At 66.4% G+C, this 24,770-nt stretch carries 25 protein-coding genes and 1 riboswitch; of the genes, 17 read left to right on the forward strand and 8 right to left on the reverse strand.

Annotated features, from left to right (window positions below):
* The 8 genes from KH616_RS02695 to metF all read left to right on the forward strand — a co-directional run.
* On the forward strand, positions 1–1,087 hold a 1,087-nt coding region (locus tag KH616_RS02695; RefSeq protein WP_292236150.1), incomplete at its 5' end, for a flagellar type III secretion system protein FlhB.
* A 61-nt stretch (positions 1,088–1,148) separates the two neighbouring features.
* Positions 1,149–3,251, forward strand: coding sequence for a flagellar biosynthesis protein FlhA (gene flhA, locus KH616_RS02700; protein ID WP_292236152.1), 2,103 nt, complete (start codon positions 1,149–1,151; stop codon positions 3,249–3,251).
* Positions 3,248–4,999 carry a flagellar biosynthesis protein FlhF gene (flhF, locus tag KH616_RS02705; RefSeq protein ID WP_292236154.1) on the forward strand — a complete coding sequence of 584 codons (1,752 nt, stop codon included), beginning with the start codon at positions 3,248–3,250 and terminating at the stop codon, positions 4,997–4,999. Before flhA ends, flhF begins: the two co-directional genes overlap by 4 nt.
* Complete coding sequence (locus KH616_RS02710) at positions 4,992–5,804, forward strand: MinD/ParA family protein (RefSeq protein WP_292236156.1); 813 nt, start codon at positions 4,992–4,994, stop codon at positions 5,802–5,804. The genes flhF and KH616_RS02710 overlap by 8 nt, the downstream gene beginning before the upstream one ends.
* A gap of 22 nt (positions 5,805–5,826) precedes the next feature.
* Positions 5,827–6,561 carry an RNA polymerase sigma factor FliA gene (locus KH616_RS02715; protein WP_292236158.1) on the forward strand — a complete coding sequence of 245 codons (735 nt, stop codon included), beginning with the start codon at positions 5,827–5,829 and terminating at the stop codon, positions 6,559–6,561.
* 180 nt (positions 6,562–6,741) lie between these two features.
* Positions 6,742–6,861, forward strand: a riboswitch (S-adenosyl-L-homocysteine riboswitch).
* A gap of 30 nt (positions 6,862–6,891) precedes the next feature.
* Positions 6,892–8,313 (forward strand): adenosylhomocysteinase, encoded by a 1,422-nt coding sequence (gene ahcY, locus KH616_RS02720; protein ID WP_292236160.1) that lies wholly within the window; start codon positions 6,892–6,894, stop codon positions 8,311–8,313.
* Positions 8,314–8,526: 213 nt separating this feature from the next.
* The gene (locus KH616_RS02725; protein WP_292236161.1) at positions 8,527–8,880 is read left to right on the forward strand and encodes a phage holin family protein; all 354 of its coding nucleotides are present in this window, start codon (positions 8,527–8,529) and stop codon (positions 8,878–8,880) included.
* Between the two features lie 19 nt (positions 8,881–8,899).
* The gene (metF, locus tag KH616_RS02730; RefSeq protein ID WP_292236163.1) at positions 8,900–9,730 is read left to right on the forward strand and encodes a methylenetetrahydrofolate reductase [NAD(P)H]; all 831 of its coding nucleotides are present in this window, start codon (positions 8,900–8,902) and stop codon (positions 9,728–9,730) included.
* Between the two features lie 165 nt (positions 9,731–9,895).
* Here metF and KH616_RS02735 read toward each other — a convergent pair whose 3' ends face one another.
* Positions 9,896–11,371, reverse strand: coding sequence for an amidase family protein (locus tag KH616_RS02735; protein ID WP_292236164.1), 1,476 nt, complete (start codon positions 11,369–11,371; stop codon positions 9,896–9,898).
* Between the two features lie 84 nt (positions 11,372–11,455).
* Complete coding sequence (locus KH616_RS02740) at positions 11,456–12,148, reverse strand: dienelactone hydrolase family protein (RefSeq protein ID WP_292236166.1); 693 nt, start codon at positions 12,146–12,148, stop codon at positions 11,456–11,458.
* 604 nt (positions 12,149–12,752) lie between these two features.
* Between KH616_RS02740 and KH616_RS02745 the strand changes: the two genes are divergently transcribed.
* On the forward strand, positions 12,753–13,895 hold the full coding sequence (locus KH616_RS02745; RefSeq protein WP_292236168.1) for a branched-chain amino acid ABC transporter substrate-binding protein: 1,143 nt from the start codon (positions 12,753–12,755) through the stop codon (positions 13,893–13,895).
* A gap of 79 nt (positions 13,896–13,974) precedes the next feature.
* Here the strand turns inward: KH616_RS02745 and KH616_RS02750 are convergent, their stop codons facing one another.
* A complete protein-coding gene (locus tag KH616_RS02750; protein WP_292236170.1) occupies positions 13,975–15,177 on the reverse strand; it encodes an MFS transporter in 1,203 nt (400 codons plus the stop codon).
* Between the two features lie 199 nt (positions 15,178–15,376).
* Between KH616_RS02750 and KH616_RS02755 the strand changes: the two genes are divergently transcribed.
* Together KH616_RS02755 and KH616_RS02760 are read left to right on the forward strand one after the other, a co-directional pair.
* On the forward strand, positions 15,377–16,036 hold the full coding sequence (locus KH616_RS02755; protein ID WP_292236173.1) for a pyridoxamine 5'-phosphate oxidase family protein: 660 nt from the start codon (positions 15,377–15,379) through the stop codon (positions 16,034–16,036).
* Positions 16,037–16,445: 409 nt separating this feature from the next.
* The gene (locus KH616_RS02760; RefSeq protein WP_292236174.1) at positions 16,446–16,739 is read left to right on the forward strand and encodes an H-NS histone family protein; all 294 of its coding nucleotides are present in this window, start codon (positions 16,446–16,448) and stop codon (positions 16,737–16,739) included.
* Positions 16,740–16,747: 8 nt separating this feature from the next.
* On the opposite strand, the gene KH616_RS02765 is transcribed toward KH616_RS02760, so the two are convergent.
* Positions 16,748–16,975, reverse strand: coding sequence for a hypothetical protein (locus tag KH616_RS02765; protein ID WP_292236176.1), 228 nt, complete (start codon positions 16,973–16,975; stop codon positions 16,748–16,750).
* Here KH616_RS02765 and KH616_RS02770 point away from each other — a divergent pair.
* Entirely contained in the window at positions 16,974–18,134 is a 1,161-nt protein-coding gene (locus tag KH616_RS02770; protein ID WP_292236178.1) for a cation diffusion facilitator family transporter, read from the forward strand. The genes KH616_RS02765 and KH616_RS02770 overlap by 2 nt on opposite strands.
* 54 nt (positions 18,135–18,188) lie before the next feature.
* Here KH616_RS02770 and KH616_RS02775 read toward each other — a convergent pair whose 3' ends face one another.
* The 3 genes from KH616_RS02775 to KH616_RS02785 form a co-directional block, all read right to left on the reverse strand.
* Entirely contained in the window at positions 18,189–18,659 is a 471-nt protein-coding gene (locus KH616_RS02775) for an Lrp/AsnC family transcriptional regulator (RefSeq protein WP_241294990.1), read from the reverse strand.
* A 79-nt stretch (positions 18,660–18,738) separates the two neighbouring features.
* Positions 18,739–19,389, reverse strand: coding sequence for an exonuclease (locus KH616_RS02780; RefSeq protein WP_292236183.1), 651 nt, complete (start codon positions 19,387–19,389; stop codon positions 18,739–18,741).
* Positions 19,386–20,030: an MBL fold metallo-hydrolase gene (locus tag KH616_RS02785; RefSeq protein WP_292236184.1), complete on the reverse strand. Its 645-nt coding sequence runs from the start codon at positions 20,028–20,030 to the stop codon at positions 19,386–19,388. Before KH616_RS02785 ends, KH616_RS02780 begins: the two co-directional genes overlap by 4 nt.
* Before the next feature lie 620 nt (positions 20,031–20,650).
* Between KH616_RS02785 and KH616_RS02790 the strand changes: the two genes are divergently transcribed.
* Entirely contained in the window at positions 20,651–21,241 is a 591-nt protein-coding gene (locus KH616_RS02790; protein ID WP_292236186.1) for a septal ring lytic transglycosylase RlpA family protein, read from the forward strand.
* 156 nt (positions 21,242–21,397) lie between these two features.
* On the opposite strand, the gene rsmI is transcribed toward KH616_RS02790, so the two are convergent.
* Positions 21,398–22,276 (reverse strand): 16S rRNA (cytidine(1402)-2'-O)-methyltransferase, encoded by an 879-nt coding sequence (gene rsmI / locus KH616_RS02795; protein ID WP_292236188.1) that lies wholly within the window; start codon positions 22,274–22,276, stop codon positions 21,398–21,400.
* Here rsmI and KH616_RS02800 point away from each other — a divergent pair.
* The 4 genes from KH616_RS02800 to KH616_RS02815 all read left to right on the forward strand — a co-directional run bounded on the left by KH616_RS02800 (position 22,275) and on the right by KH616_RS02815 (position 24,750).
* Entirely contained in the window at positions 22,275–22,787 is a 513-nt protein-coding gene (locus tag KH616_RS02800) for a YraN family protein (RefSeq protein WP_292236189.1), read from the forward strand. The genes rsmI and KH616_RS02800 overlap by 2 nt on opposite strands.
* Before the next feature lie 219 nt (positions 22,788–23,006).
* On the forward strand, positions 23,007–23,597 hold the full coding sequence (locus tag KH616_RS02805) for an SIS domain-containing protein (protein ID WP_292236191.1): 591 nt from the start codon (positions 23,007–23,009) through the stop codon (positions 23,595–23,597).
* Between the two features lie 17 nt (positions 23,598–23,614).
* Positions 23,615–24,409 (forward strand): BON domain-containing protein, encoded by a 795-nt coding sequence (locus KH616_RS02810; RefSeq protein WP_292236193.1) that lies wholly within the window; start codon positions 23,615–23,617, stop codon positions 24,407–24,409.
* Positions 24,406–24,750 carry a c-type cytochrome gene (locus KH616_RS02815; RefSeq protein ID WP_292236195.1) on the forward strand — a complete coding sequence of 115 codons (345 nt, stop codon included), beginning with the start codon at positions 24,406–24,408 and terminating at the stop codon, positions 24,748–24,750. The genes KH616_RS02810 and KH616_RS02815 overlap by 4 nt, the downstream gene beginning before the upstream one ends.
* Positions 24,751–24,770 lie beyond the last annotated feature (20 nt).

Consider the following 24,770-nt stretch of genomic DNA (forward strand, 5'->3'; position numbering starts at 1 on the left):
CTTCTACGGTGCCTGGCTGCTCGCCGGCCCGATCGGAGGTCATTTCCGGACGATGCTGCGCGGGGCGTTCTCGTTCGACCGCGCGACGGCGTTCGACACGAGCCGGATGCTGTCCGCGGCCGGCAGCGCGAGCCTCGAAGGGCTCGCCGCGCTCGCGCCGCTCCTCGCGCTCACCGGCATTGCCGCGCTGCTCGCGCCGATGGCGCTCGGCGGCTGGCTGATCTCGTCGAAGACTTTCGAGCTGAAATTCGACCGCCTGAATCCGGTGTCGGGCCTCGGCCGGATGTTCTCGATCCAGGGGCCGATCCAGCTCGGCATGTCGCTCGCGAAGACGCTGGTCGTCGGCGGGATCGGCGGCGTGGCGATCTGGCGCAGCAAGGACGAATTGCTCGGTCTCGCGACGCAGCCGCTCGACGCGGCGCTCGCCGACGCGCTGCATCTCGTCGCCGTGTGCTGCGGCGCGACGGTCGCGGGGATGCTGGTGGTCGCCGGGCTCGACGTGCCGTATCAACTCTGGCAGTACAACAAGAAGCTGCGCATGACGAAGGAAGAAGTGAAGCGCGAACATCGCGAGAACGAAGGCGATCCGCACGTGAAAGGCCGGATCCGCCAGCAGCAGCGCGCGATCGCCCGCCGCCGCATGATGGCGGCCGTGCCGAAGGCGGACGTGGTCGTCACGAACCCGACGCACTTCGCGGTCGCGTTGCAGTACACGGACGGCGAGATGCGCGCGCCGAAGGTCGTCGCGAAGGGCGTCAACCTCGTCGCCGCGCGCATTCGCGAGCTTGCCGCCGAGCACGGCGTGCCGATGCTCGAAGCGCCGCCGCTCGCGCGTGCGCTCTATCACAACGTCGAACTCGAACGCGAGATTCCCGGCTCGCTGTATTCGGCCGTCGCCGAAGTGCTCGCGTGGGTCTATCAGCTCAAGCGTTTCCGTCTGGAAGGCGGCGAGGCGCCCGAGGTGCCGGTCGATCTCGACGTGCCGGCCGAACTCGACAAGGGCGCGACGGTGTCCGCCGACGACGAGCAGGAAGAGGCCGAGGACGTCCTCGGCGCGAATGCGCGCACGCAAGGAGGCCGGGCATGATCGGCCGATACGCGTCCATTCGTTCGCTGCCGCCTGACGCGGCGGCCGGGCGGGAGGCAGCATGAGCACGCCGTCCGGTCTGTTCGCGAAGCGCGCGAACCCGTTCGCCGGGACGAACCTGCGCGCGCTGTCGGGCCCGATCCTCATCTGCATGATCCTGGGGATGATGATCCTGCCGCTGCCGCCGATGCTGCTGGATCTGCTGTTCACGTTCAACATCGCGCTGTCCGTGATGGTGCTGCTCGTCAGCATGTACACGATGAAGCCGCTCGACTTCGCGGCGTTCCCGAGCGTGCTGCTGTTCTCGACGCTGCTGCGGCTGTCGCTGAACGTCGCGTCGACGCGTATCGTGCTGCTCGAAGGCCACACGGGGCCGGACGCGGCCGGGCAGGTGATCGAGGCGTTCGGCCACTTCCTCGTCGGCGGCAACTTCGCAGTCGGCATCGTCGTGTTCGTGATCCTGATGATCATCAACTTCATGGTGATCACGAAGGGCGCGGGGCGGATCGCGGAAGTGTCCGCGCGCTTCACGCTCGATGCGATGCCCGGCAAGCAGATGGCGATCGACGCCGACCTGAACGCCGGCCTCATCAACGAGGAGCAGGCGAGGAAGCGCCGCCAGGCGGTGTCGCAGGAAGCCGAGTTCTACGGCTCGATGGACGGCGCGTCGAAGTTCGTGCGCGGCGACGCGATCGCCGGCCTGATCATCATGGCGATCAACGTGATCGGCGGCCTGATCGTCGGGATGCTGCAGCATGACATGAGCTTCGCGGCGGCCGGCAAGAACTACACGCTGCTGACGATCGGCGACGGTCTCGTCGCGCAGATCCCGTCGCTCGTGATTTCGACCGCGGCCGGCGTGATCGTGTCGCGCGTCGCGACCGACGAGGACATCGGCACGCAGCTCACCAGCCAGCTGTTCACGAACCCGCGCGTGCTGACGATCACGGGCACGATCATCCTGGTGATGGGGCTGATTCCGAACATGCCGCACTTCGCGTTCCTGCTGCTCGGCGGCGGCGCGATCTGGCTGGCCCGCGTGCAGACGAAGCGCGCCGAAGCCCGCAAGGCGGCCGGCGACGTCACCGACATCGCGCCGCCCGCCGCGCTGCCGGGCGACAGTCACGAAGCGACCTGGGACGACGTGCAGCTGATCGATCCGCTCGGCCTCGAAGTCGGCTACCGGCTGATTCCGCTCGTCGACAAGAACAGCGACGGCGAGCTGCTGAAGCGCATCAAGAGCATCCGCAAGAAGTTCGCGCAGGAAATCGGTTTCCTGCCGCCGGTGATCCATATCCGCGACAACCTTGAACTGCGGCCGAACGGTTACCGGATCGCGCTGAAGGGCGTCGAGATCGGCGCGGGCGAAGTGTTTCCGGGCCAGTGGCTCGCGATCAACCCGGGCCAGGTGACGGCCGCGATGCCCGGTGCGCCGACGCAGGATCCGGCGTTCGGCCTGCCGGCGGTCTGGATCGACGTCGGCATGCGCGAGCAGGCGCAGGTGTACGGCTATACGGTCGTCGATGCGAGCACGGTCGTCGCGACGCACCTGAATCATCTCGTCGTCCAGCATGCGGCCGAGCTGCTCGGCCGCCAGGAAGTGCAGGCGCTGATCGAGCGCACCGGCAAGGACGCGCCGTCGCTCGTCGAGGACCTCGTGCCGAAGACGATTTCGCTGACGACGCTGCAGAAAGTGCTGCAAAACCTGCTCGACGAAGGCGTGCCGATCCGCGACATGCGCACGATCCTCGAAGCCGTATCCGAACAGGCCGGCCGCGTCACCGATGCCTACGACATCACGGCCGCCGTGCGGCTGGCGCTCGGCCGCGCGATCACGCAGCAGTGGTATCCGGGCGCGGGCGAGATGCAGGTGATGGGCCTCGACGCCAATCTCGAGCGCGTGCTGTCGCAGGCGCTCGCCACCGGCGCGAATCCGGGCCTCGAGCCCGGCCTCGCGCACACGCTTCTGACCGGCACGCAGGAAGCGATGCTGCGTCAACAGAACATGGGGCTGCCGCCCGTGCTGCTCGTGCCGCATGCGCTGCGCGCGATGCTCGCGCGGTTCCTGCGCCGCAGCCTGCCGCAATTGAAAGTGCTGTCGTATGCCGAAGTGCCGGATACACGCACGATCAAGGTCGTTAACGTCATCGGGGGTTCCGCTTGAACATTCGCAAATTCACCGGCGCGACGAGCCGCGACGCACTCCGTCTCGTGCGCGAAGCGCTGGGCGCCGACGCCGTCGTGCTGTCGAACCGCACGCTCGATGACGGCAGCGTCGAAATCGTCGCGCTGGCCGATGCCGAACTGGCCGCGATCACGCCGCCCGTCGCGGCGCGGTACGGCACGGCCGCCCAGCATGGGGCGGCGGTTCAGTCTGCCGCGGCGATCCTGCCGGGCGAGCCGGCCGCGTCCGCCGCGCGTGAGCCTGCCGCGCGTCCGGCCATGAATCCCTATGCGACAGGCGAAGGCGGCCTGCCGGACGTGTTCTCGTCGGTGTTCGGCGCGAGCGCTGAGACCGCCGATGCAGCATTGCCCGCCGCCGCGCCGGCGGCGTCGCCCGCGTCCGAGCCCGCGCCGTGGCTCGTCGAGCACGCGAAGCGCCTGACGCAACAGCGCGACGCGCTGATCTTGCGTGCGCAGACCATCGCGCAGACCGACGACGCGGGTGCGCGCGCTCCGAAGGAAGCCTCTCCGGTTCGCGACGCGCATGCCGACGGCATCGCTGCCGCGACGCCGCCCGAATGGGCGAACGACATCGTGCGCAACGTCGCGCGCCGCTATCCGGTCGACGCCGCCGCGCCGCGCCGCGCGGCCGATGCGCCGGCGGCCGCCCCGGCTGCTGCGCATCCCGCCGCCCTGGCCGGCCTGCCTGAAGAAACCGCTGCCGCGGTCGCGGATGCCGTGAAGGCCCGCATCGAGCGCATCGTCAACGACACGGTGATGCACGAGCTGGGCGCGATGCGCGGCATGATGGAAGAGCAGTTCGCCGGCCTGATGTGGAACGAGCGCCAGCGCCGCAATCCCGTGCACGGCGCGTTGACGAAGCATCTGTTTGCCGCCGGCTTTTCGGCGCAACTGGTGCGGCTGATGGTCGACAACCTGCCGGAGGGCGAAGCCGCGCAGACGCTCGACCAGGCGGCCGAATGGGCGCAGTCGGTGCTCGCGGCGAACCTGCCGGTGCTCGACAGCGAAGACGCGCTGATGGAGCGCGGCGGCGTGTTCGCTCTGATGGGCCCGACGGGCGCCGGCAAGACGACGACCACCGCGAAGCTCGCCGCGCGTTGCGTGATGCGTTTCGGCGCGAGCAAGGTCGCGCTGCTGACGACCGACAGCTACCGGATCGGCGGCCACGAGCAGCTGCGCATCTTCGGCAAGATCCTCGGCGTGCCGGTGCATGCGGTGAAGGACGGCGGCGACCTGCAGCTGGCGCTGTCCGAACTGCGCAACAAGCACATCGTGCTGATCGACACGATCGGCATGAGCCAGCGCGACCGTGCGGTATCCGACCAGATCGCGATGCTGCATGGCGCGAACACGCCGGTGCAGCGTCTGCTGCTGCTGAACGCGACCAGCCACGGCGACACGCTCAACGAAGTCGTGCAGGCCTACCGCAGCGCGCCCGGCCAGCCGGATCTCGCGGGCTGCATCCTGACGAAGCTCGACGAAGCGACGAATCTCGGCGGCGTGCTCGACACGGTGATCCGCTACAAGCTGCCGGTCCATTACGTGTCGACCGGCCAGAAGGTGCCGGAGAACCTGTATGTCGCCACGACGAAGTTCCTGCTGAAGAGTGCGTTCTGTGTGCCGCGCGACGGCTCGCCTTTCGTGCCGCACGACGAGGACATGCCCGCGCTCCTTTCCGCGCTGACTGCACGTTCCACCGCCGAGCTGCACGAGGTGCGCTTTGGATAAACGGACGATCGACCAGGCCGAAGGCCTGCGGCGCCTGCTGGCCGGGCGTGCGTCGCGGATTGTCGCGGTGACGGGCGGTCCTGCCGGTGTCGGCTGCACGTCGGCCGTCGTGAACCTCGCGGCGGCGCTCGCGGCGCTCGGCAAGGACGTGCTTGTCGTCGACGAACGCACGGATGCGCACTCGGCCGCCGCTACGCTCGTCGGCGCGCGGCTGTGCGACGGCGCGCGGGTGCGCGTCGCCGCCGGATTCGCGGTGTGCGCCGCAGCGGGGCTCGCGCGCGACGGTTACGGCGAAGCGCGGCTGAGCGATTTCATCGACGGCCCGGCCGACATCGTGCTCGTCGATGCCCGGCTCGACGACGACGGCGCATTCTCGACGCTCGCGCGCGAAGCGCACGACGTGCTGATCGTCACGCGCGTCGCCACGCAGGCGATCACCGAGGCCTATGCCTGCATGAAGCGGCTGCATTTCGCGCATGCGATCGCGCAGTTCCGCGTTTTGACCAACCACGTCGGCAGCCACGCCGACGCGAAGATCGCGTTCGACAACCTCGCGGGGGTCGCGAGCCGCTACATGACGGTGTCGATTGCCGATGCCGGCTGCGTGAGCGCCGATCCGCTCGTCGAGCACGCGCGCGAGCTGGTGCGCACGGCCGTCGACGCGTTCCCGTCGTCGCCGGCCGCGCGCGACTACCGGCAGATTGCCGGCGACTTGCTGTACTGGCCGCTGCGCCCGCGTCCGGGCACGGGGCGAGCCCTTGCGGGCAGCCCGGCGTTCGACGCGGGAGCGGCGCACGCCGCATGAGCGCCACAGGAAGGAGAGAGCCATGATGTACAACGCTCAGGGAAAGATTTCGCAGGCCGACGTCCTGACGCAATACGCACCGCTCGTGCGCCGTCTGGGCCTGCAACTCGTCGCGAAGATGCCGGCGAGCGTCGATCTCGACGATCTGATCCAGGCCGGGATGATCGGTCTGATGGATGCGGCCGGCCGCTACAAGGAAGATCAGGGCGCGCAGTTCGAGACCTACGCGACGCAGCGGATCCGCGGCGCGATGCTCGACGAGCTGCGCAGCAACGACTGGCTGCCGCGCAGCCTGCGCAAGACGTCGCGCGAGGTCGAGCACGCGGTTCATCAGGTCGAGCAGCAACTGGGCCGCGCGGCGTCCGAGACGGAAATCGCGCAGCACCTCGACATGCCGCTCGACGAATATCAGGGGATGCTGCAGGACCTGCACGGCAGCCAGCTGATCTACTACGAGGATTTCGACCGCGCAGCCGACGACGAACCGTTTCTCGACCGCTATCGCGTCGATCATGCCGATCCGCTGTCGGCGCTGCTCGACGAGCATCTGCGCGACGCGCTGATCGAGGCGATCGAACGGCTGCCGGAGCGCGAGAAGCTGCTGATGTCGCTGTACTACGACCAGGGACTGAATCTGCGCGAGATCGGCGCCGTGCTCGAGGTGAGCGAGTCGCGCGTATGCCAGCTGCACAGCCAGGCGGTCGCGCGGCTGCGTGCGCGGCTGCGCGAGCAGGCCTGGGTCGGCGCGGAGAACTGACCTCGTTGTCCCGTTGCGGGACACCCGCGGCCTTTGGCAATCCGGCGCCGAGCCAGCCGGGCGCGTGCGGCGCCGGGCATGGCTGAGCGGCACCGGCGCGACGCCGATGCGCGGATCTGTTCTCGGATACAGATGGCCCGCACAGGCACGCTTCGCGCCGATTTGCTACAATCCATCCCGTTTTCCGAGGAGCGTTGCGACGGGTGCGATCCTGCCCCGCCAGGCTCGGAAAGCTTCACCAAGCGCTCGCGCGGCGACGATTTCGCCGGCCGGCCGCTTCCTGAACGGCGCTCACGTCACCATTTTCTAGAACTTATTAGAAAGGAGGGCGTGATGAGCGCCATCATCGATTCCCAAGCTTCCAACGATTACCTCGTCGCGGACATGTCGCTTGCCGGCTGGGGCCGCAAGGAACTCGACATCGCCGAGACCGAAATGCCGGGCCTCGTGCAGATCCGCGAAGAGTACAAGGCGCAGCAGCCGCTGAAGGGCGCGCGCATCGCCGGCTCGCTGCACATGACGATCCAGACGGGCGTGCTGATCGAGACGCTGAAGGCGCTCGGCGCGGACGTGCGCTGGGCCTCGTGCAACATCTTCTCGACGCAGGACCACGCTGCCGCGGCGATCGCCGCGGGCGGCACGCCGGTGTTCGCGTTCAAGGGCGAATCGCTCGACGAATACTGGGAATTCTCGCACCGCATTTTCGAATGGCCGAACGGCGAATTCGCGAACATGATCCTCGACGACGGCGGCGATGCCACGCTGCTGCTGATTCTCGGCGCGAAGGCCGAGAAGGATCGCTCGGTGATCGCGACGCCGACGAACGAAGAGGAAGTCGCGCTGTACAAGTCGATCGCGCGCCACCTCGACCTCGACGCGAACTGGTACTCGAAGCGTCTCGCGCACATCAAGGGCGTCACCGAGGAAACGACGACCGGCGTGCACCGCCTGTACCAGATGGAGAAGGAAGGCCGCCTGCCGTTCCCGGCGATCAACGTGAACGACTCGGTCACGAAGTCGAAGTTCGACAACCTGTACGGCTGCCGCGAGTCGCTCGTCGACGGCATCAAGCGCGCGACCGACGTGATGATCGCGGGCAAGATCGCGGTCGTCGCGGGCTACGGCGACGTGGGCAAGGGCTGCGCGCAATCGCTGCGCGGCCTCGGCGCGACGGTGTGGGTGACGGAAATCGATCCGATCTGCGCACTGCAGGCGGCGATGGAAGGCTACCGCGTCGTGACGATGGAATACGCGGCCGACAAGGCCGACATCTTCGTGACGGCGACCGGCAACTACCACGTGATCAACCACGATCACATGAAGGCGATGCGCCACAACGCGATCGTCTGCAACATCGGTCACTTCGACTCGGAAATCGACGTCGCCTCGACCCGCCAGTACCAGTGGGACAACATCAAGCCGCAGGTCGACCACATCATCTTCCCGGACGGCAAGCGCGTGATCCTGCTGGCGGAAGGCCGTCTGGTGAACCTCGGCTGCGCGACCGGCCACCCGTCGTTCGTGATGTCGAACTCGTTTACGAACCAGGTGCTCGCGCAGATCGAACTGTTCACGCGCGGCGGCGAGTACGAGAACAAGGTGTACGTGCTGCCGAAGCATCTCGACGAGAAGGTCGCACGCCTGCACCTCGCGCGCATCGGCGCGAACCTGTCGGTGCTGTCGGACGAGCAGGCCTCGTATATCGGCGTGTCGAAGGAAGGCCCGTTCAAGCCGAACCACTACCGCTATTGAGCGGACGCCGGAACCGCCGTCGCCTGCCTGCGGCGTCCGTACCGTGCACCGTTTCGCCGCACGGGCGCCGCACGATACGATGACGGGGTTCCGGCGGAACCGTCCGCTGTCATTGCGCGATCCGGGCAGCTTCGTGGCCCGGCCTGCGCGGCGCGGCCTACGCGGCCCGGCCTACGCGGCCCGGCCTGACCATCAACCGAACCGGAGCATTTCATGACACTCATCCTGACCTGGGTCATCAACGCCCTTGCCCTGCTGATCATCACCTATCTGGTGCCGTCGATTCACATCAAGAGCTTCGGCACCGCGCTGATCATCGCGATCGTGCTCGGCCTCATCAACACGGTGATCCGGCCGGTGCTGATCCTGCTGACACTGCCCGTCACGGTCGTCACGCTCGGGCTGTTCATCCTCGTCGTGAACGCGCTGTGCTTCTGGTTCGCGTCGTCGCTGCTGAAAGGTTTCGAAGTGTCGGGGTTCTGGTCCGCGTTCTTCGGTTCGATCCTGTACAGCATCGTGTCCTGGCTGCTGTCCGCCCTGATCTTCGGCCAGCGCAACATCGGCTGAAAGGGTTGAAATCCCCATCATGAAACCGATCGAACTCTCCTTTGAATTCTTCCCGCCGAAGACGGCGGAAGGCGTCGAGAAGCTGCGCGGGACCCGTGCGCAGCTGATGCCGCTGAAGCCGAAATTCGTCTCGGTGACGTTCGGCGCAGGCGGCTCGACGCAGCAGGGCACGCTCGATACCGTGCTCGACATGCAGAAGGACGGCCTCGAAGCCGCGCCTCATCTGTCGTGCATCGGCTCGTCGAAGGACAGCCTGCGCGCGATCCTCGACCAGTACCGCTCGCACGGCATCCGCCACATCGTCGCGCTCCGCGGCGACCTGCCGTCCGGCATGGGCGAGGTCGGCGAGCTGCGCTACGCGTCCGAGCTGGTCAGCTTCATCCGCGCGGAGCATGGCGACTGGTTCCACATCGAAGTCGCCGCGTATCCGGAATACCACCCGCAGGCGCGCTCGCCGAAGGCCGATCTCGAGAATTTCGCGCGCAAGGTGAAGGCGGGCGCGAATTCCGCGATCACCCAGTATTTCTTCAACGCGGACGCGTATTTCCGTTTCGTCGACGATGCGCGCAAGCTCGGCGTCGAGGTGCCGATCGTGCCGGGCATCATGCCGATCACGAACTTCTCGCAGCTGATGCGCTTCTCGGAAATGTGCGGCGCCGAAGTGCCGCGCTGGGTCGCGCGCCGGCTCGAAAGCTTCGGCGACGATCGCGACGCGATCCGTGCGTTCGGTGCGGATGTCGTGACGGGCCTGTGCCAGCGTCTCGTCGACGCCGGCGTGCCGGGGCTGCATTTCTATACGCTGAACGGCGCGGCTGCGACCAAGACGATCTGCGAACGGCTCAGTCTGTAAGCGACTCGCCGCTCGACATGACACGGCCTGCCGGCATTGCCGGCAGGCCGTTTTTTTTCGCGCGAATCCGGGAAGAACGTGCCTGGCTGCGCGTAGCGACCGGTGCGGATTGCGTGACACGTTGCGCACCGTCGCGACCGCACACGCCGGAACGGCGCGCGCGCATCACGGCTGTGCCTGCGTCAGCGGCGGGCGCCTGTCGAACCACGGCCGCGCCTGTTCGAACTGCCGCGCGAGCCTGAGCAGCAGCGCGTCGTCGCCGTGGCGCGCGGCGAACTGCACGCCGACCGGCAGCCCGCGCGCATTCCAGTAGAGCGGCACCGACATCGCCGGCTGACCGGTCAGGTTGAAAAGCTCGGTGCAGCCGGCCCACGCGAACGCCTTCTGTGACGACTTCGCGAGCATTTCCTTCAAGAGCGGCTTGAGCGGCAACGCCGCGAGAATCTTCATCTGCGCCTGTTCGAACGGCGTTGGCAGCATCGAGCCGATCTTGACGGGCGGCCCCGCGAGCGACGCGCACAGAATCACGTCGTAGCGTGCGACGAGGCTGGCGATCTGCGCGGTCAACTGTCGCTGAAATTCGAGCGCTTCCGGTAGTCGCTCGCGCCCGAGCCGTTTGCCGACGACGGCCATCGCCCACGACGCGGGTTCGAATTCGCTGCGCCGCGGCGTGCGGCCGGTCCGTTGCCGTGCGCCGAGCACCATCTCGTCGGCGATCGTCGACCACAGCGTCAGAAAAATCTCGCCGGCGCGCGCGAAGTCGATGTTCAGCATGGCCGGCTCGACGTGATGGCCGAGCGACGCGGCGAGCGCGGCGGCATCGTCGAGCGCCGCGCGGGCGTCGTCATCGAGCGCGGGCGCGAACATCGGATCAACGACGAGCCCGATCCGCAGCGGCTCGGGCGGCGTGTCGAGCGCGCCGAGGAACGTGCCGGGCGCGCCCGGCGGCAGTGTCTGGCCGGTCGTGACGTCGAGCAGCAGCGCGCTGTCGCGCACGCTGCGTGCGACCGCGTGCTGGACGACGAGATCGCCGTTCATCTGCCGGTCGACCAGCGCGGGGTTGCGGCTCGGCTTGAGGCCGAACAGCCCGCAGCACGATGCGGGGATGCGGATCGAGCCGCCGCCGTCGGACGCGTGCGCGAGCGGCACGATCCCGGCCGCGACGGCCGCGGCCGCGCCGCCGCTCGAGCCGCCCGGCGTGTGATCGAGGTTCCACGGATTGCGGCATGCGCCGAACAGCTCCGGCTCCGTGTACGGCATCTGGCCGAATTCCGGCGTGTTGGTCTTGCCGAAGACATTGAGTCCGGCGGCACGGCTTTTCGCGATCAGCGGCGAATCGGCGGCGGGCACGAAGTAGCGGTAATGGCGGCTGCCCATCGACATCGGCAGGCCGGCCACGGCCGCGTCGAGATCCTTGACGAGATACGGCACGCCGGCGAACGGGCCGTCGGGCGCGTGCATCGTGGCCGCGCGCTCGCGCGCCGCATCGTAGTCGCGCAGCACGATCGCGTTGATCGCGGGATTGACGGCTTCGGCCTGCGCGATCGCGGCATCGATCAATTCGCGCGGGCTGACCTGACGTTGGCGGACGAGATCGGCGAGGCCGATGGCGTCGTGAGCGAGATAGTCCGGATGTACCACAGTCTCCCCTTTTGCTTTGTTATGTCGGGTGGCGATGAACGGAACGTGCGCGAGCCCGGTGCGTGCGCCGGGCTCGCGCCGGCATTACAGATGCTCGGCGAGGAAAATCAGCGTGCGGCCGTGCGCGAGCGCGGCGGCGCGCTGGTTGTACGACGCCCGATCCGGGCAGTTGAAGCCGTGCTCGGCGCCCGGATACACATGGAAGGTCGCGTTGCGGCGGCCGGCGAAGCGCGCCTCGACCTGCTCGACCGCCGACAGCGGAATGCCGTGATCGTTTTCCGCGTAATGGAACAGGATCGGCTGCGTGATCTCGTCCGCGACATCGAGCGCGTTCTGGATGCCGCCGCCGTAATACGCGACGGTCGCATCTACCTTGCCGGCCGCGGCCGCGAGATACGCGAGGCGGCCGCCGAAGCAGTAGCCGATCGCGGCGACCCGGCCTTCGACTTCCGGCCGCGCGCGCAGCAGATCGGCGGCGGCGCCGATGTCCGCGACCGCGAGGTTCACGTCGGTCTTCTGCAGCAGCTCGATGCCGGTGTCGCGGTCCGCGCCTTCGTAGGCCAGCTCGACGCGGGGCCGGGTGCGCCAGAACACGTCCGGCGCGAGCGCGACGTAGCCGTCGGCCGCATACTGGTCGGCGACCGCGCGGATATGCGCGTTCACGCCGAAGATCTCCTGGATGATGATGACGGCCGGTCCGTTGCTGCGCTTAGGCAGCGCGAGGTAGCCGCCGAAGCGGTCGTTACCGGTCGGGATGTCGATCCATTGGGCAGTCACGTTGTACTCCTGGCGAGCGAGGCAGCATCGCGTGCGCCTCGATGAGGTAAAAGGGGCGGGTCAGTGTGCCATCAATCGCCAGGTGCCGCAGTCTGGGCTCGGTGCGGTGGCGTGGCGACATGCCACCGCGCAACGGGCGGCGTGCTCGACGCGCGAATGGCGCGCGGCGGCCTGATCGAAAACTGCACCGATTCGAATAGGACGCCAGGGCGCATGCCGGCATGCGCGTTTCGTTTCAATTAACGATCCTATCCGCCAATACCGATTCGAAACACCGAGGAAACACTTTAAACAGGCCTTTCGCCTGCCGTGAAAAACTAGCGGAAACCCTTATCCCACGGGGATTGCGGCGATATTCGAGCATGTATTTCAACCTGCCTGAATCGGTAGTGTTACCACTACCTCAAAAAAGTCCCACAAATTAATTTGATCGCCTACACTGGCCCGCAAGTACGGTCGGGCAGCTGCTAAAAGCGGCGGTTTCACGTGCTTGAGGCCAAGTGCATGAACGATGCAACCGGCGAATCGTCCAGTGATGCAAACACGGGGATGGCAGCGGGGCACCGGGCGATGGCGTTTTTTGGGACCGAAACTGGAGACTTACATGAATATCAAGATGCAAAAGCTGTTGCCGATCACTGCAGCGGCGATGCTGTGTGCTGCTGCCGCAAGCAACGCGTCCGCCGATCAAGTCATCAAGATCGGCCACGTCGCGCCGTTGACGGGCGGTATTGCACACCTGGGCAAGGATAACGAAAACGGCGCACGTCTCGCAGTCGAGGAGATCAACGCCAAGGGTCTCACGATCGGCGGCCAGAAGATCACGCTGCAACTCGATCCGCAGGACGACGCGGCCGACCCGCGTCAGGCAACGCAAGTGGCGCAGAAGCTCGTCGACGACAAGGTTGTCGCGGTGATCGGCCACCTGAACTCGGGCACGTCGATCCCGGCTTCGAAGATCTACAGCGATGCGGGCATCGTGCAGATCTCGCCGTCGGCGACCAACCCGGCCTACACGCAACAGGGCTTCAAGACGACGTACCGCGTCGTGGCGACCGATGCGCAGCAAGGTCCGGCACTGGCCGACTATGCGCACAAGAAGGGCATCAAGAGCGTCGCGGTGGTCGACGATTCGACCGCTTACGGCCAGGGTCTCGCGAACGAGTTCGAGAAGAAGGCCAAGTCGCTCGGCCTGAAGGTGGTGTCGCATGACGCGACGAACGACAAGGCGGTCGACTTCCGCGCGATTCTGACCAAGATCAAGGGCGAGAATCCGGACGCGATCATGTACGGCGGCATGGACGCGACGGGCGGCCCGTTCGCGAAACAGGCGAAGCAGCTCGGCCTGCGCGCGAAGATTCTCGCGGGCGACGGCGTATGCACGGAAAAGCTGGCCGACCTGGCCGGCGACGCGACCGACAACGTCGTATGCTCGGAAGCGGGCGCTTCGCTCGAGAAGATGCCGGGCGGCGGCGCGTTCAAGGCGAAGTACCAGAAGCGCTTCGGTCAGCCGATCCAGATCTACGCACCGTTCACGTATGACGCGGTCTATATCGTCGTCGATGCGATGAAGCGTGCGAATTCGACCGAGCCGGCGAAGATCCTCGGCGAAATGCCGAAGACGAACTACACGGGCGTGATCGGCACGACGACCTTCGATTCGAAGGGCGATCTGCAGCACGGCGTGATTTCGCTCTACAACTACAAGAGCGGCAAGAAGACGCTGCTCGACGAAGTGAAGATGTAATCGAGCGGTCGACAGAAGGGGGAGAAGCGCGCATGCGGCAACGCTTGCGCGCTTCTTTTTTTAGGGTGGCGGGCCGGCGTCAGACCTTCAGGCGGGCGAGCACCCGCGGCGCGACGGCCGCGACGAGCGCGGCGCACAGCGCGACGACCGACAAACCGACCGTCAGGTTCGCCACCTGCGCGACCGCCCCGATTGCCACCGGGCCGAACAGCAGCCCGAAATAGGCGAGTCCGGCGACGTGCGCGAGCCCTTCGGCTGCGTGGATGCCCTTCACGCGTGCCGCGGCGGCAAACAGCACCGGCATCATGTTCGCCAGGCCGAGGCCCATCAGTGTGAAGCCCGTCAGCGCGGCGGCCGGGTAGGGCAGCAGCAGGGCGCCGATCATGCCCGCGCAGGCGAGCGAGGCGCTTGCGAACACGAGCTGCGGCGCGCCGAAGCGGGCGCGCACCTTGTCGCCTGCGAAACGCGCGGCTGCCATCCCGCCCGAGAACGCGGCGTAGGCCGCGCTCGCGAGCGCGGGGCTCGCCGCGACGACGTCGCGCATATAGACCGTCGCCCAGTCGTACATCGCGCCTTCGGCAATCAGTGCGACGAGCGCGATGCCGCCGAGCATCCACAGTGCGGGCGAGCGCCAGCGGTTGCCGCTGCCATGCGCGTGCGCGTGATGCGGGATATGCGGCAGCACCGCCGGGCATGCGACGACGAGCACGGTGGCGCCGACGCCCGCGGCGAGCGCGAGATGCAGGGCGGGCGGCATGCCGGCCGACAGCAGTGCGCCGCCGGCGGCTGCGCCGGCCATTCCGCCGATGCTGAACATCCCGTGCAGCATCGACATGACCGGCTTGCCGAGCGCGATTTCGACCGCGCTCGCCTCGGCGTTCATCGCGACGTCGAGCGTTGCCATCGAAAAGCCGAACAGGGCGAGCACGGCGAGCAACAGCGGGAAGTCCGGCACGACGAGGATCAGCGCCGCGCAAGCCGACATCGCCAGCCCGCCCGCGAGACACGCGGTACGTGAGCCGACGCGCGCGATCCAGCGGGCGACCGTCAGCATCGCGGCGATCGAGCCGCCGGCGACCGCAAACAGCGCGACGGACAGCATCGCCGGGCTCAGTGCGAACATGTCGCGCACGGTCGGCACGTGTACGCCCCACGACGCGTACATCATGCCGGCGACGAAGAAGAGCGCCATCGTGGCGGTGCGCGCCCGTTGACGTACCGGAAGGGAAAGCGTGCGGTGTGCTGCCGGCGGCGCGGCAAGTTCGGGTGAGGCGTCGGACACGGAAGGCTCGTCGGAATGAAATAATCGGTGCGCATGTGCGCCAAAATAAGCGATCCGTCACGCGCACCGAATCGTGCGGCGCGGCTGGCGCGGGCGCTTGCGATGGGTCCGATTCTATCGAAGCGCCGGCCGCCACGTCCGGTCGGCGCTCGCGCGCGACATGCGGCACGGCACACCGATTCCGATTGCAGGAGTTCTCGTGAACATTGATCCCGTCCTTCCGCTGCACCTGTTGCATCGCTGCGCACTCGCGACGCTCGCCACGCATACGCGCGAGCCGCAAGGCTTTCCCTATCCGACCGTCGTGCCGTTCGCGCCCGACGCGCGTCACCGGCCGGTGATTCTCGTGAGCCACCTCGCCGAACACACGCGCAATCTCGACACCGATCCGCGCGCAGGTTTTCTCGTGGTCGATGCGCCGGACGGCGACGTGCTGAGCGCCGAGCGCGCGACGCTGCTCGGCCGCTTCACGCCGGTCGACGCCGATCCGCATCTCGTCGCGCGCTACCTGCGCTACGAGCCGGGCGCGGAGCGTTATCTCGCGCTCGGCGATTTCGCATTCTGGGCGCTCGACATCGAGCGGCTGCGCTATATCGGCGGGTTCGGCCGCATGGGCTGGGTCGACGGCACGGCGCTCGATGCGCTTGCGCCGCTCGCCTTCGATGAAGAGCGCGTGCTCTGGGACGCATACGAAGCCGACGCCGGGTGGCGTCCCGATCTCGCGCTGCTCGGCGTGGATCGCTATGGCGCCGACTGGCGGCACGAGGGCCGGCGAGTGCGGACGGCGTTCGATGCACCTCAGACGGAAGCGGATGCGTTGCGCCAGTCGCTTGTCTCGTGTGCGCGGCAGTTGATTTGAGACGGATAGACGTTTGTCTTGCAATCAAGGCATCAAGGCATCAAGGCATCAAGGCATCAAGGCATCAAGGCATCAAGGCATCAAGGCGTCCAGACGGCCCTTTGCGTATCTTGTCGTCAGATGAGAACTTTCATTTTTAGAGATGCAGGGTAATTGCGTATATTGATAACCTCAATGCGTGCCGTCTTATGTCCTAATCTGCATGTTAGGACTGGAGTAATTGAAAGATGCAAATCCGGTCAAAATGACACAAATGAAAATGTAATGTGGGATCGGTAGTTTCATTGATTCGTACTCAATCAATTCTGTTTTGTGTTAATCTCTGCGCTCAAAAGCCGAGGTAGTGATATTTTTGAATGGCAAGCCGGCTCAAGAACGGTGTCATTTGGTCAGATCTGAAAGGAAAACCATGTCTTCTTACAAGGACCTGCTGGCCCAGCGAGAGAAGCTGGAGAAGCAAATCGAAGAAGCGAAGGCGCGCGAATACGCCGAAGTGCTCAATGACGTGAAGCAGAAAATCGCCGATTACGGATTTACGCTCGCCGAACTCGGCCTGAGCCGCGTGAAAGCCGGCAAGATCGGCCGTCCGCGTGCCGGCGTCGCAGCGAAGTATCGCGATCCGGAAACCGGTGCGACGTGGTCGGGCCGTGGCAAACCGCCGCGCTGGATCGCAGGCAAGGATCGCGAGCAGTTCGCAATTTAAACATTCGTTTAAATTTGCAGAAAAAGCCACGACCCGTGACGGGTGCGTGGCTTTTTGCTTTTGATGCGGTTGCCGGCCGTGCATACGCTCAGCCGGCTGTCGTGAACCGGCGTGAATGCAAATGCGAGCTGTTCGCATAACCGTTTGATTTGAATGGGGATTTTTCGGGTGTTGGCGAGGTGTGACGCGCGGGTTTGATAGAATTCACTCTCCAGCCTCGATATCTCATATTTCATGTCCACCCTTTCCGGCGACGCGCAAAGCGGAGAAAAACACGCGGTCGCGCGCAAGAGCACATTCGTCAGCATCGTGCTGAATGTCGTGCTTGCAACATTTCAGATTGCTGTCGGCGTGATTGCACATTCGCAGGCGCTGATTGCTGACGGCGTGCATTCGATTTCCGATTTGATCTCGGATTTTGTCGTATTGGTTGCGAATCGCCATAGCGGCGCACTGCCGGATGCCGATCATAATTACGGGCACAGCCGTTATGAGACCGTCGCGTCGCTGTTTCTCGGCGCGATCCTGATCGCGGTGGGGATCGGCATGTTATGGCGCGCGGGCGACCGGCTCGTGCATCTCGAGGATATTCCGCCCGTGCATTTTTCCGCGCTGATCGTCGCGGTGACGGTGCTGGTATCGAAGGAGGCGCTGTTCCGCTACATGCTGCGCGAGGCGCGGCGCGTGCGTTCGGCGATGCTCGTCGCCAATGCGTGGCACGCGCGCTCGGATGCGGCGTCGTCGCTCGTCGTCGCGATCGGCATCGTCGGCAGTCTCGCCGGCGTGCGTCTGCTCGACCCGATCGCGGCGGCGATCGTCGGTTTCATGGTGGCGCGCATGGGTTGGACGTTCGGCTATGACGCGTTGCAGGATCTGTCCGACCGCGCCCTCGACGAGACCGACACCGCCGAGATCCGCGCGCTGCTGGCGGCGACGCCCGGCGTGCGCGACGTGCACGATCTGCGCACCCGCAAGATGGGCGACTCGGCGCTCGTCGACGCGCATATCCTCGTCGATCCGATGATCTCCGTTTCGGAAGGGCATTACATCGCCGAGACCGCGCGCGCGCGCGCGCTGTCGGACCGGCGCGTGCTCGATGCGCTGATCCACGTCGATCCGGAAAACGACATGGCCCGCCGGCCGGCGCTCGCGTTGCCGCCGCGCAGCGAGGTCGCCGCGCGGGTCGAGGCCGAGCTTGCGCGCCGCGGCCTGCGTGCGTCGGCGATCAATCTTCATTACCTGAGCACGGGACTCGAAATCGACGTGACGCTCGCCGCGGATCCGCAGTCGCACGGCGGTGCCGATACGGCGCTGGCCGATCGGCTCGACGTCGATGCGCTGAAGCGCGAGTTCGGCGCGAGCCGGATCCGCTTCACGCGGTCGCTGCACGCGTAACGCGGGCGAAGGCCGGCGCGAGTCGGCGCAGCCCGCGTGGGCCGCGCCGATACGTCAGAGCGGCAGCTGCGTGTCGAACTTGATTTCGCGCAGCACGACGCTCGTGCGGACTTGCGACACGGCTGGAATCTTGAAGATGCGTTCGTGCAGGAACACGTCGTACGCCTTGATGTCGGGTGCGACGATCTTGAGGATGTAGTCGGCTTCACCCGTCGTGCTGTAGCACTCGGTGACTTCCGGACAGGTGGCGATCTCGCGCTCGAACTGCTCGACGCCGCCTTCGTTGTGCCGGGTCAGGTGCACGTGCGCGAGCGCGCAGACGTGCAGGCCGAGCTTTTCGCGGTCGAGCAGCGCGGTATAGCGCTGGATCACGCCGGACTGCTCCATGTCCTTGATGCGGCGCCAGCACGGCGTGCTGGACAGTCCGACCTGATCGGAGATTTCCTGAACCGAGCGACGCGCGTCGAGCTGCAACAGGCGAAGGATTTTTTGCGAAAAGGAATCGAGCGTCACCAGCGCCTCCATGCGGCAGCTACAACACGCTGAATGTTAGAGCCGCGCGAAAGGAAAGGCAATCTGGTGCGCCGTCGTTGAGCGAGATTCGCTAATTTGCGCGCGGATCCGTAGGATTTTGTCCCGCGGTGCCGTTGTCGGCCGCCGCCGCCGCGACCGCTTCGGCGTGCCCGGCGAGCACGGCCTGCTGCGCGCGCAGGTCGGCGAGCATGTTGCAGAAGAGGGCGCCTTGCTCGATCGCGTCGTCGAGTGCGACGTGCGTATGCGGATGATCGTCGAACCAGTGCTTCGGAAAGCGCGGCTTGATCGCCTTGCGGTACGGCAGGCCGGTCATCGCGAACGCGAGCGTCTTGATGTCGAGCGCGGACCACGAGAACGGACAGCGTCCCGTGAAGCGCATCATGTACCAGAACATGAACGTGAAATCGAAGCCGGCCGGCATCGCGACGAACACCGGCTTGCCGGGAAGCGCCTCGACCCATTCGACATAGGCGACCAGCGCCGCCTCGGGCGCCTGCAGGTCGCGCCGGCATGCGGCCCACGCGTCGGGCTGGGTCTTCCACCAGGCTTCCTGCACCGGATGCGGCTGCGCGCCGGGCAAGGTGTCGAGGTTCGCGGAAAACGTCGCGATCAACTGCTTGTCCGCGGTATACGCCGCGGACGCGAAGCTCAGCATCGAGTGCGGCCCGGGAATCGGGCCGTCCGCCTCGACGTCGGTGCTGACGTAAATCTCCTGGCTCATCCGAACACCTTGTCCGAGACGAACGGATTCGTGCGGCGTTCTTCGCCGAAGGTGGAGACCGGGCCGTGGCCGGGCACGAACGTGACGTCGTCGCCGAGCGGCCAGAGTTTTTCCTTGATCGAGCGGACGAGATCGGCGTGATTGCCGCGCGGGAAATCGGTGCGGCCGATCGAGCCGGCGAACAGCACGTCGCCGACGATCGCGAGCCGGTGCGGACGGCTGAAGAACACGACGTGACCGGGCGTGTGGCCGGGACAGTGATAGACCTCGAGCGTTTCGTCGCCGAACTGCACGGTATCGCCGTCGTTCAGCCAGCGATCGGGCTCGAATGCATCGGCGGCCGGGAAGCCGAAGCGCTCGCTCTGCGCGGGCAGCTTCTCGATCCAGAAACGCTCGTCTTCCTGCGGGCCCTCGATCGGCACGCCGTAGCGCGTGGCGAGCGTCTTTGCGCCCGCGCAGTGATCAATGTGCCCGTGCGTGAGCAGCACCTTCTCGACCTGCACGTTCTGTCGGGCGATTTCCTGTTCGATCAGTTCGAGATCGCCGCCGGGATCGACGACGGCGGCGCGCCCCGTCTTTTCGCAGACGAGCAGCGAGCAGTTCTGCTGGAACGGCGTGACCGGGATGAGCGTGACTTTCATGGAAGCACCGGCGGCTAAAAGCCCAGATTGTACCGGCGGTGCGCCCGGCGCATCATGTGATGTGTCGGGCGCACGCCCATGCTGATTGTTACGGCCGCCGTGAGAATCGGCGGGGCGGGGAACCCGTTTTTCGGACCGGCATTTCGTTTTATGTATAATGCCGTCCATTCCGCGTGAAAACCACGCGATCCGCTGGTGTTCAAGCCCCATTTGCGAGGGGCCGAGGGCACCGTCAAAGCAAGCCCGCCGGTTTGAGTCCGGCGGTGAATCAAGCACCGAGCGTTCGGTGCTCACGTCTTGTCCGGCCGGGTGCTGCGCGCCCGCTGCGGCCCTGCTGCCGCGACGCCGGATGAGGCCTGTGCCGCCGTTCCTGTGCGTTGGCTGTATCGACGCGCGCGAACCTGGAAGCCATGTTCGATGGCGGCATGTGGGGTCTGGTCAGGCTGCCGGGGACAGGTTGTGCCAGACGTGAAAGCTAATCAGGACGGTTGCGGCGAGTACGATAGCCGCGTCCATGCAAAGCCGCCTGCTCGCGATCGAGCGGGGCGTGCACGCATTTGCCGTCCGGGCCGCGTATCAAAGCTGTGAAGGAGCGGCCCGAACCAGAAGGCGACACGTCGATGAAATTTCGATTACCGATCCGATTCGGTACTGTGGCTGTTTTTCTCGCGCTGACGGGTTGTGCCGTCCCGCCCAGCCAGACGAGCAGCACGAATCAGAAGAATGCGGTCCGCACGACCGCGGACAACAACACGCAACTCAATTTCGACTCGGCCCTGGCATCGATGCCGGCCGCCGACAGCAAGGATGCGAAAAGCCCGTCGCTCGCCGACGCGCAACCGATCGACGCCGCCGACGCGTCGGATTTCCGCCAGACCGGCCGGGCATCGTGGTACGGCAGGGATTTTCACGGGCGCCGCACGGCGAACGGCGAGCGCTTCAACATGAACGCGCTGACCGCCGCGCACCGCACGCTGCCGTTGTCGTCGTTCATCCGGGTGACCAATCCGTCGAACGGCAAGTGGGTCGTCGTGAAGGTCAACGATCGCGGTCCCTACAAGCGCGGCCGGGTGCTCGACCTGTCGTACGCGGCAGCCAAGGTGATCGGTCTCGTGCACGCGGGCACCGGGCGCGTGAAGATCGAAGGCCTGTCTCCGCAGGAAGCGCGCCTGGCGCGCGACGAGATGCTCGCCTCGAACTCCGTGAAGTAACGTCATAACGTAAGCGGCGAGTTCCCCGCTCGAGCGAAAGGGCTATATCCCGAACTGACGCCAGTCAGTCTGACGATCGGAATCGGTGATCAGGCCGTCAAGGGCTGAGTTCTGTCTTGCGCAGGACTCAGCCCTTTTTCATTGCCGCGACGGTGCTCAACCTTCCTTCAGCGCGAGCGCGCGCGCATAGAGCGCGTTGCGCGATGCGCCCGTCAGCGCGGCCGCGAGTTTCGCCGCGCTTTTCACCGGCACTTCTTCCAGCAGCAGCTTGAGCAGGGCGTCGTGCGCCGTTTCGTCGGCGGCTCCTTCGTCCGCAGGCGCGCCTTCGACGACCAGCACGAATTCGCCGCGCTGGCGGTTCGGATCGCCTTCGAGCCACGTCAGCCCTTCGGCCAGGGTGCCCTGGAACAGCTGCTCGTGTAGCTTGGTCAGTTCGCGCGCGATCAGCAGCCGGCGCGTGCCGCCGAGCGACTCGGCCAGCGCGGCGACGGTCTCGATGATCCGGTGCGGCGCTTCGTAGAACACGAGCGCATACGGATGCGACCGGAGCGCCTGAAGCGCGGCGGCGCGCTGCTTGGCTTTCGGCGGCAGGAAACCCGCGAATGTGAACGCGCCGGCCCAGTCGCCCGCGACGCTCAGGGCGGTAACTGCAGCACTCGGGCCGGGCAGAGGAATCACTTCAAAACCGGCGGCGAGCACCGCGTCGACAAGCCGTGCGCCCGGATCGGAAATGCCCGGCGTGCCGGCGTCGGACACATATGCGATGCGTTCGCCCGCGCGCAGATGCTCGATCACGCGCAGCGCCGCTTCGCGTTCGTTGTGCTCGTGCACTGCGACGAGCGGTTTCGAAATGCCGTAGCGGGCGAGCAGCTGGCCGGTATTGCGGGTGTCTTCGGCTGCGATCCGGTCGGCGAGGCCGAGCACGTGGAGGGCGCGCAGCGTGATGTCGGCGGTGTTGCCGATGGGCGTCGCGACGACATAGAGCGCAGCCGTCGGATAGTGCTGCGTGTGCGCAAGTTCGAGGAGGGCGGTCATGGCAGACAAGGCGCGCGGGCGCGGCGCAAGCGGAACAAGGTCGGCATTGTGCCATGCGGAGGCGTCCGCATCGGCTGGCGAAGCGCGGCATATCGTGCGCGGCGCCCCATGTGCAGGCGCACCGGCCGCCGTTCGTGCCGGCGATGTTCCGGGCGCGGCGGCTCCGCGATCGATCGGCGCGGCGTTCGAGACGCGCGCTCGGCTATTCCTCGAGCGGCGCGGCCTCGTGTTGGTTGCTGCGAACGTGACCATGCGCGCCGGCGAACTGGATCTCGTGATGCGCGAGCCGGACGGCACGCTGGTGTTCGTCGAGGTGCGCGCGCGGCGCAGCGTCAGGCACGGCGGCGCGGCGGCGAGTGTCGGCAGGCACAAACGCAGGCGGCTGGTCCAGGCAGCGCAGCGCTTCTGGGTGCGGCATGGCGCGGGCGCTGCGTGCCGCTTCGATGTGATCGCGTTCGAGGCCGGGCGGCTTGCGTGGTTGCGCGATGCGTTTCGCGCGGACGATATATAGCCGGGCGCGGCGTCCGGTGGGCGTCGCGTTGCGCTCCGCCAGGACGCTCGAACGTGGCGGGCGACACCGCGTTGGGCGAACCGTATTGACCGCTTCGATCTATATAGAGATGTAAGTAGATCTTGCCGGGCCGCCGGTTTGGGTGCCGGAGTACGGTAAACTCGCCGCACCCATGATGTCGCGCGATGTCCATCACGCGTCGTACCGGATCAGGAATCGATGTCAGTCGAACGTATTCAGCAACATTTCCGCGATAGCACCGCGCTTCTCCTCGAAGCCGTCGATGCGCTGTCGCTGCCGATCGCCGCAGCGGTCGACGCGATGTTCGCCGCACTGGCGAACGGCAACAAAATCGTCGCCTGCGGGAGCGGCCCGTCGGCCGCCGCCGCGCAGCATCTCGCCATCTCGCTGATCGGCGGCTTCGAGCGCGAACGTCCGGGCCTGCCCGCGATCGTGCTCGCCACCGATGCGTCCCATGCCGGCCTCGCCGGCGAAGCCGACGCCGAGCAGATCTTCGCGCAACAGGTGCGCGTGCTCGGGCAGACCGGCGACATCCTGCTGGTGCTCGACCCGACCGGTGCATCGGCGCGTGTGCTGGCCGCGGTCGACGAGGCGCACGAGCGCGAGATGACCGTGGTCGCGCTGACAGGCGGCAGCGCCATCGAGAACGCGCTCGCCGCAGCGCTGTCAGACACCGACATCCCGATCAGCGTGCCCGCCGAACGTGCGGCGCGCATTCACGAAGTCCATCTGTTGACCATTCACTGCCTGTGCGACGGCATCGACGCGATGCTGCTGGGTGAAGATTGAACGAAGGAGAGCCGTCGATGAATGAAAGCCGCGTCAAACAGACGCTTGTCAGAACCACGCTGCTGGCTGCCCTGACCGCCGGTCTGGCCGTCTCGCTGCAAGGCTGCGTGCTCGCGGTGGCGGGTGCGGCCGCCGGCGGCGGCGCGCTGGTCGCCACCGACCGCCGTACGCTCGGCGCACAGACGGAGGATCGCGAGATCCAGGTCAAGTCGCTCACGCAGATCAACAACGGCCTGCCGGACCAGTCGCATGTCAATGTGACCGTGTTCAACCGCCGGGTGCTGCTGACGGGCGAAGTGCCGAACAACGCGTCGAAGCAGCGTGCGGAGGAGATCGTGCGCGGCCTCAACAACGTGAACGGCATCATCAACGAACTGTCGGTCGAGCCGGCTGCGTCGCTTTCGTCGCGCGCGAACGACTCGTATCTCGAAGGCCGGGTGAAGGCCGCGATGATCGCCGAAAAGGGGATTTCCGCGAACAACTACAAGGTCGTCAGCGAGCGCGGCAACATCTATTTGCTGGGGCTGGTGACGGTCGACGAAGGCAACCGTGGCGCGGAAGTCGCGAGCCAGGTGCCGGGTGTTGAAAAGGTCGTGAAGGTTTTCCAGTACATCAAGCCGCAGGACTCGCAGGCGCTGCAGGCGGCGACGCCGGCAGACGGCGCGGCCGGCACGTCGGCGGCGCCGGTTGACAGCGCGACGGTGGGCGCGGTGCCCGACGCGTCGGTGACGGCGACGCCGCTGCAGCCGCCCGCGCCGATCTCGAATTCGACCAATGTGCATCCGGGCAACCCGAAGGCGGTGCCGCAATGAGGCTGAGGGGCTGGATGCAAGGCGCCATGATGGCGGCGCTGCTGGCGGGGACGTTCGGCGCGGTTGCGCATGCGGATGTCGGCGACGGACTCAAGGTTGCGCGCAGCAATGCGTGCATGGGATGCCACGCGGTCGACCGCAAGCTGGTCGGGCCGTCGTTCCATGACGTTGCGGAACGTTATAAGACTGATCCGCAGGCTGTGGCGAAGTTGTCGAAAAAGGTGAAAGAGGGCGGCGCTGGTGCATGGGGCGCGATTCCGATGCCGGCGCATCCGCGGATGAGCGATGAGGATATTCGCTCGGTGGTGGAGTGGGTTCGGGCGGGGGCGCCGTCTAGGTAACGGGCTCTATTGTCAGCCGC

It is taken from the genome of Burkholderia sp. (assembly GCF_018375725.1).
Lineage (GTDB): Bacteria > Pseudomonadota > Gammaproteobacteria > Burkholderiales > Burkholderiaceae > Burkholderia.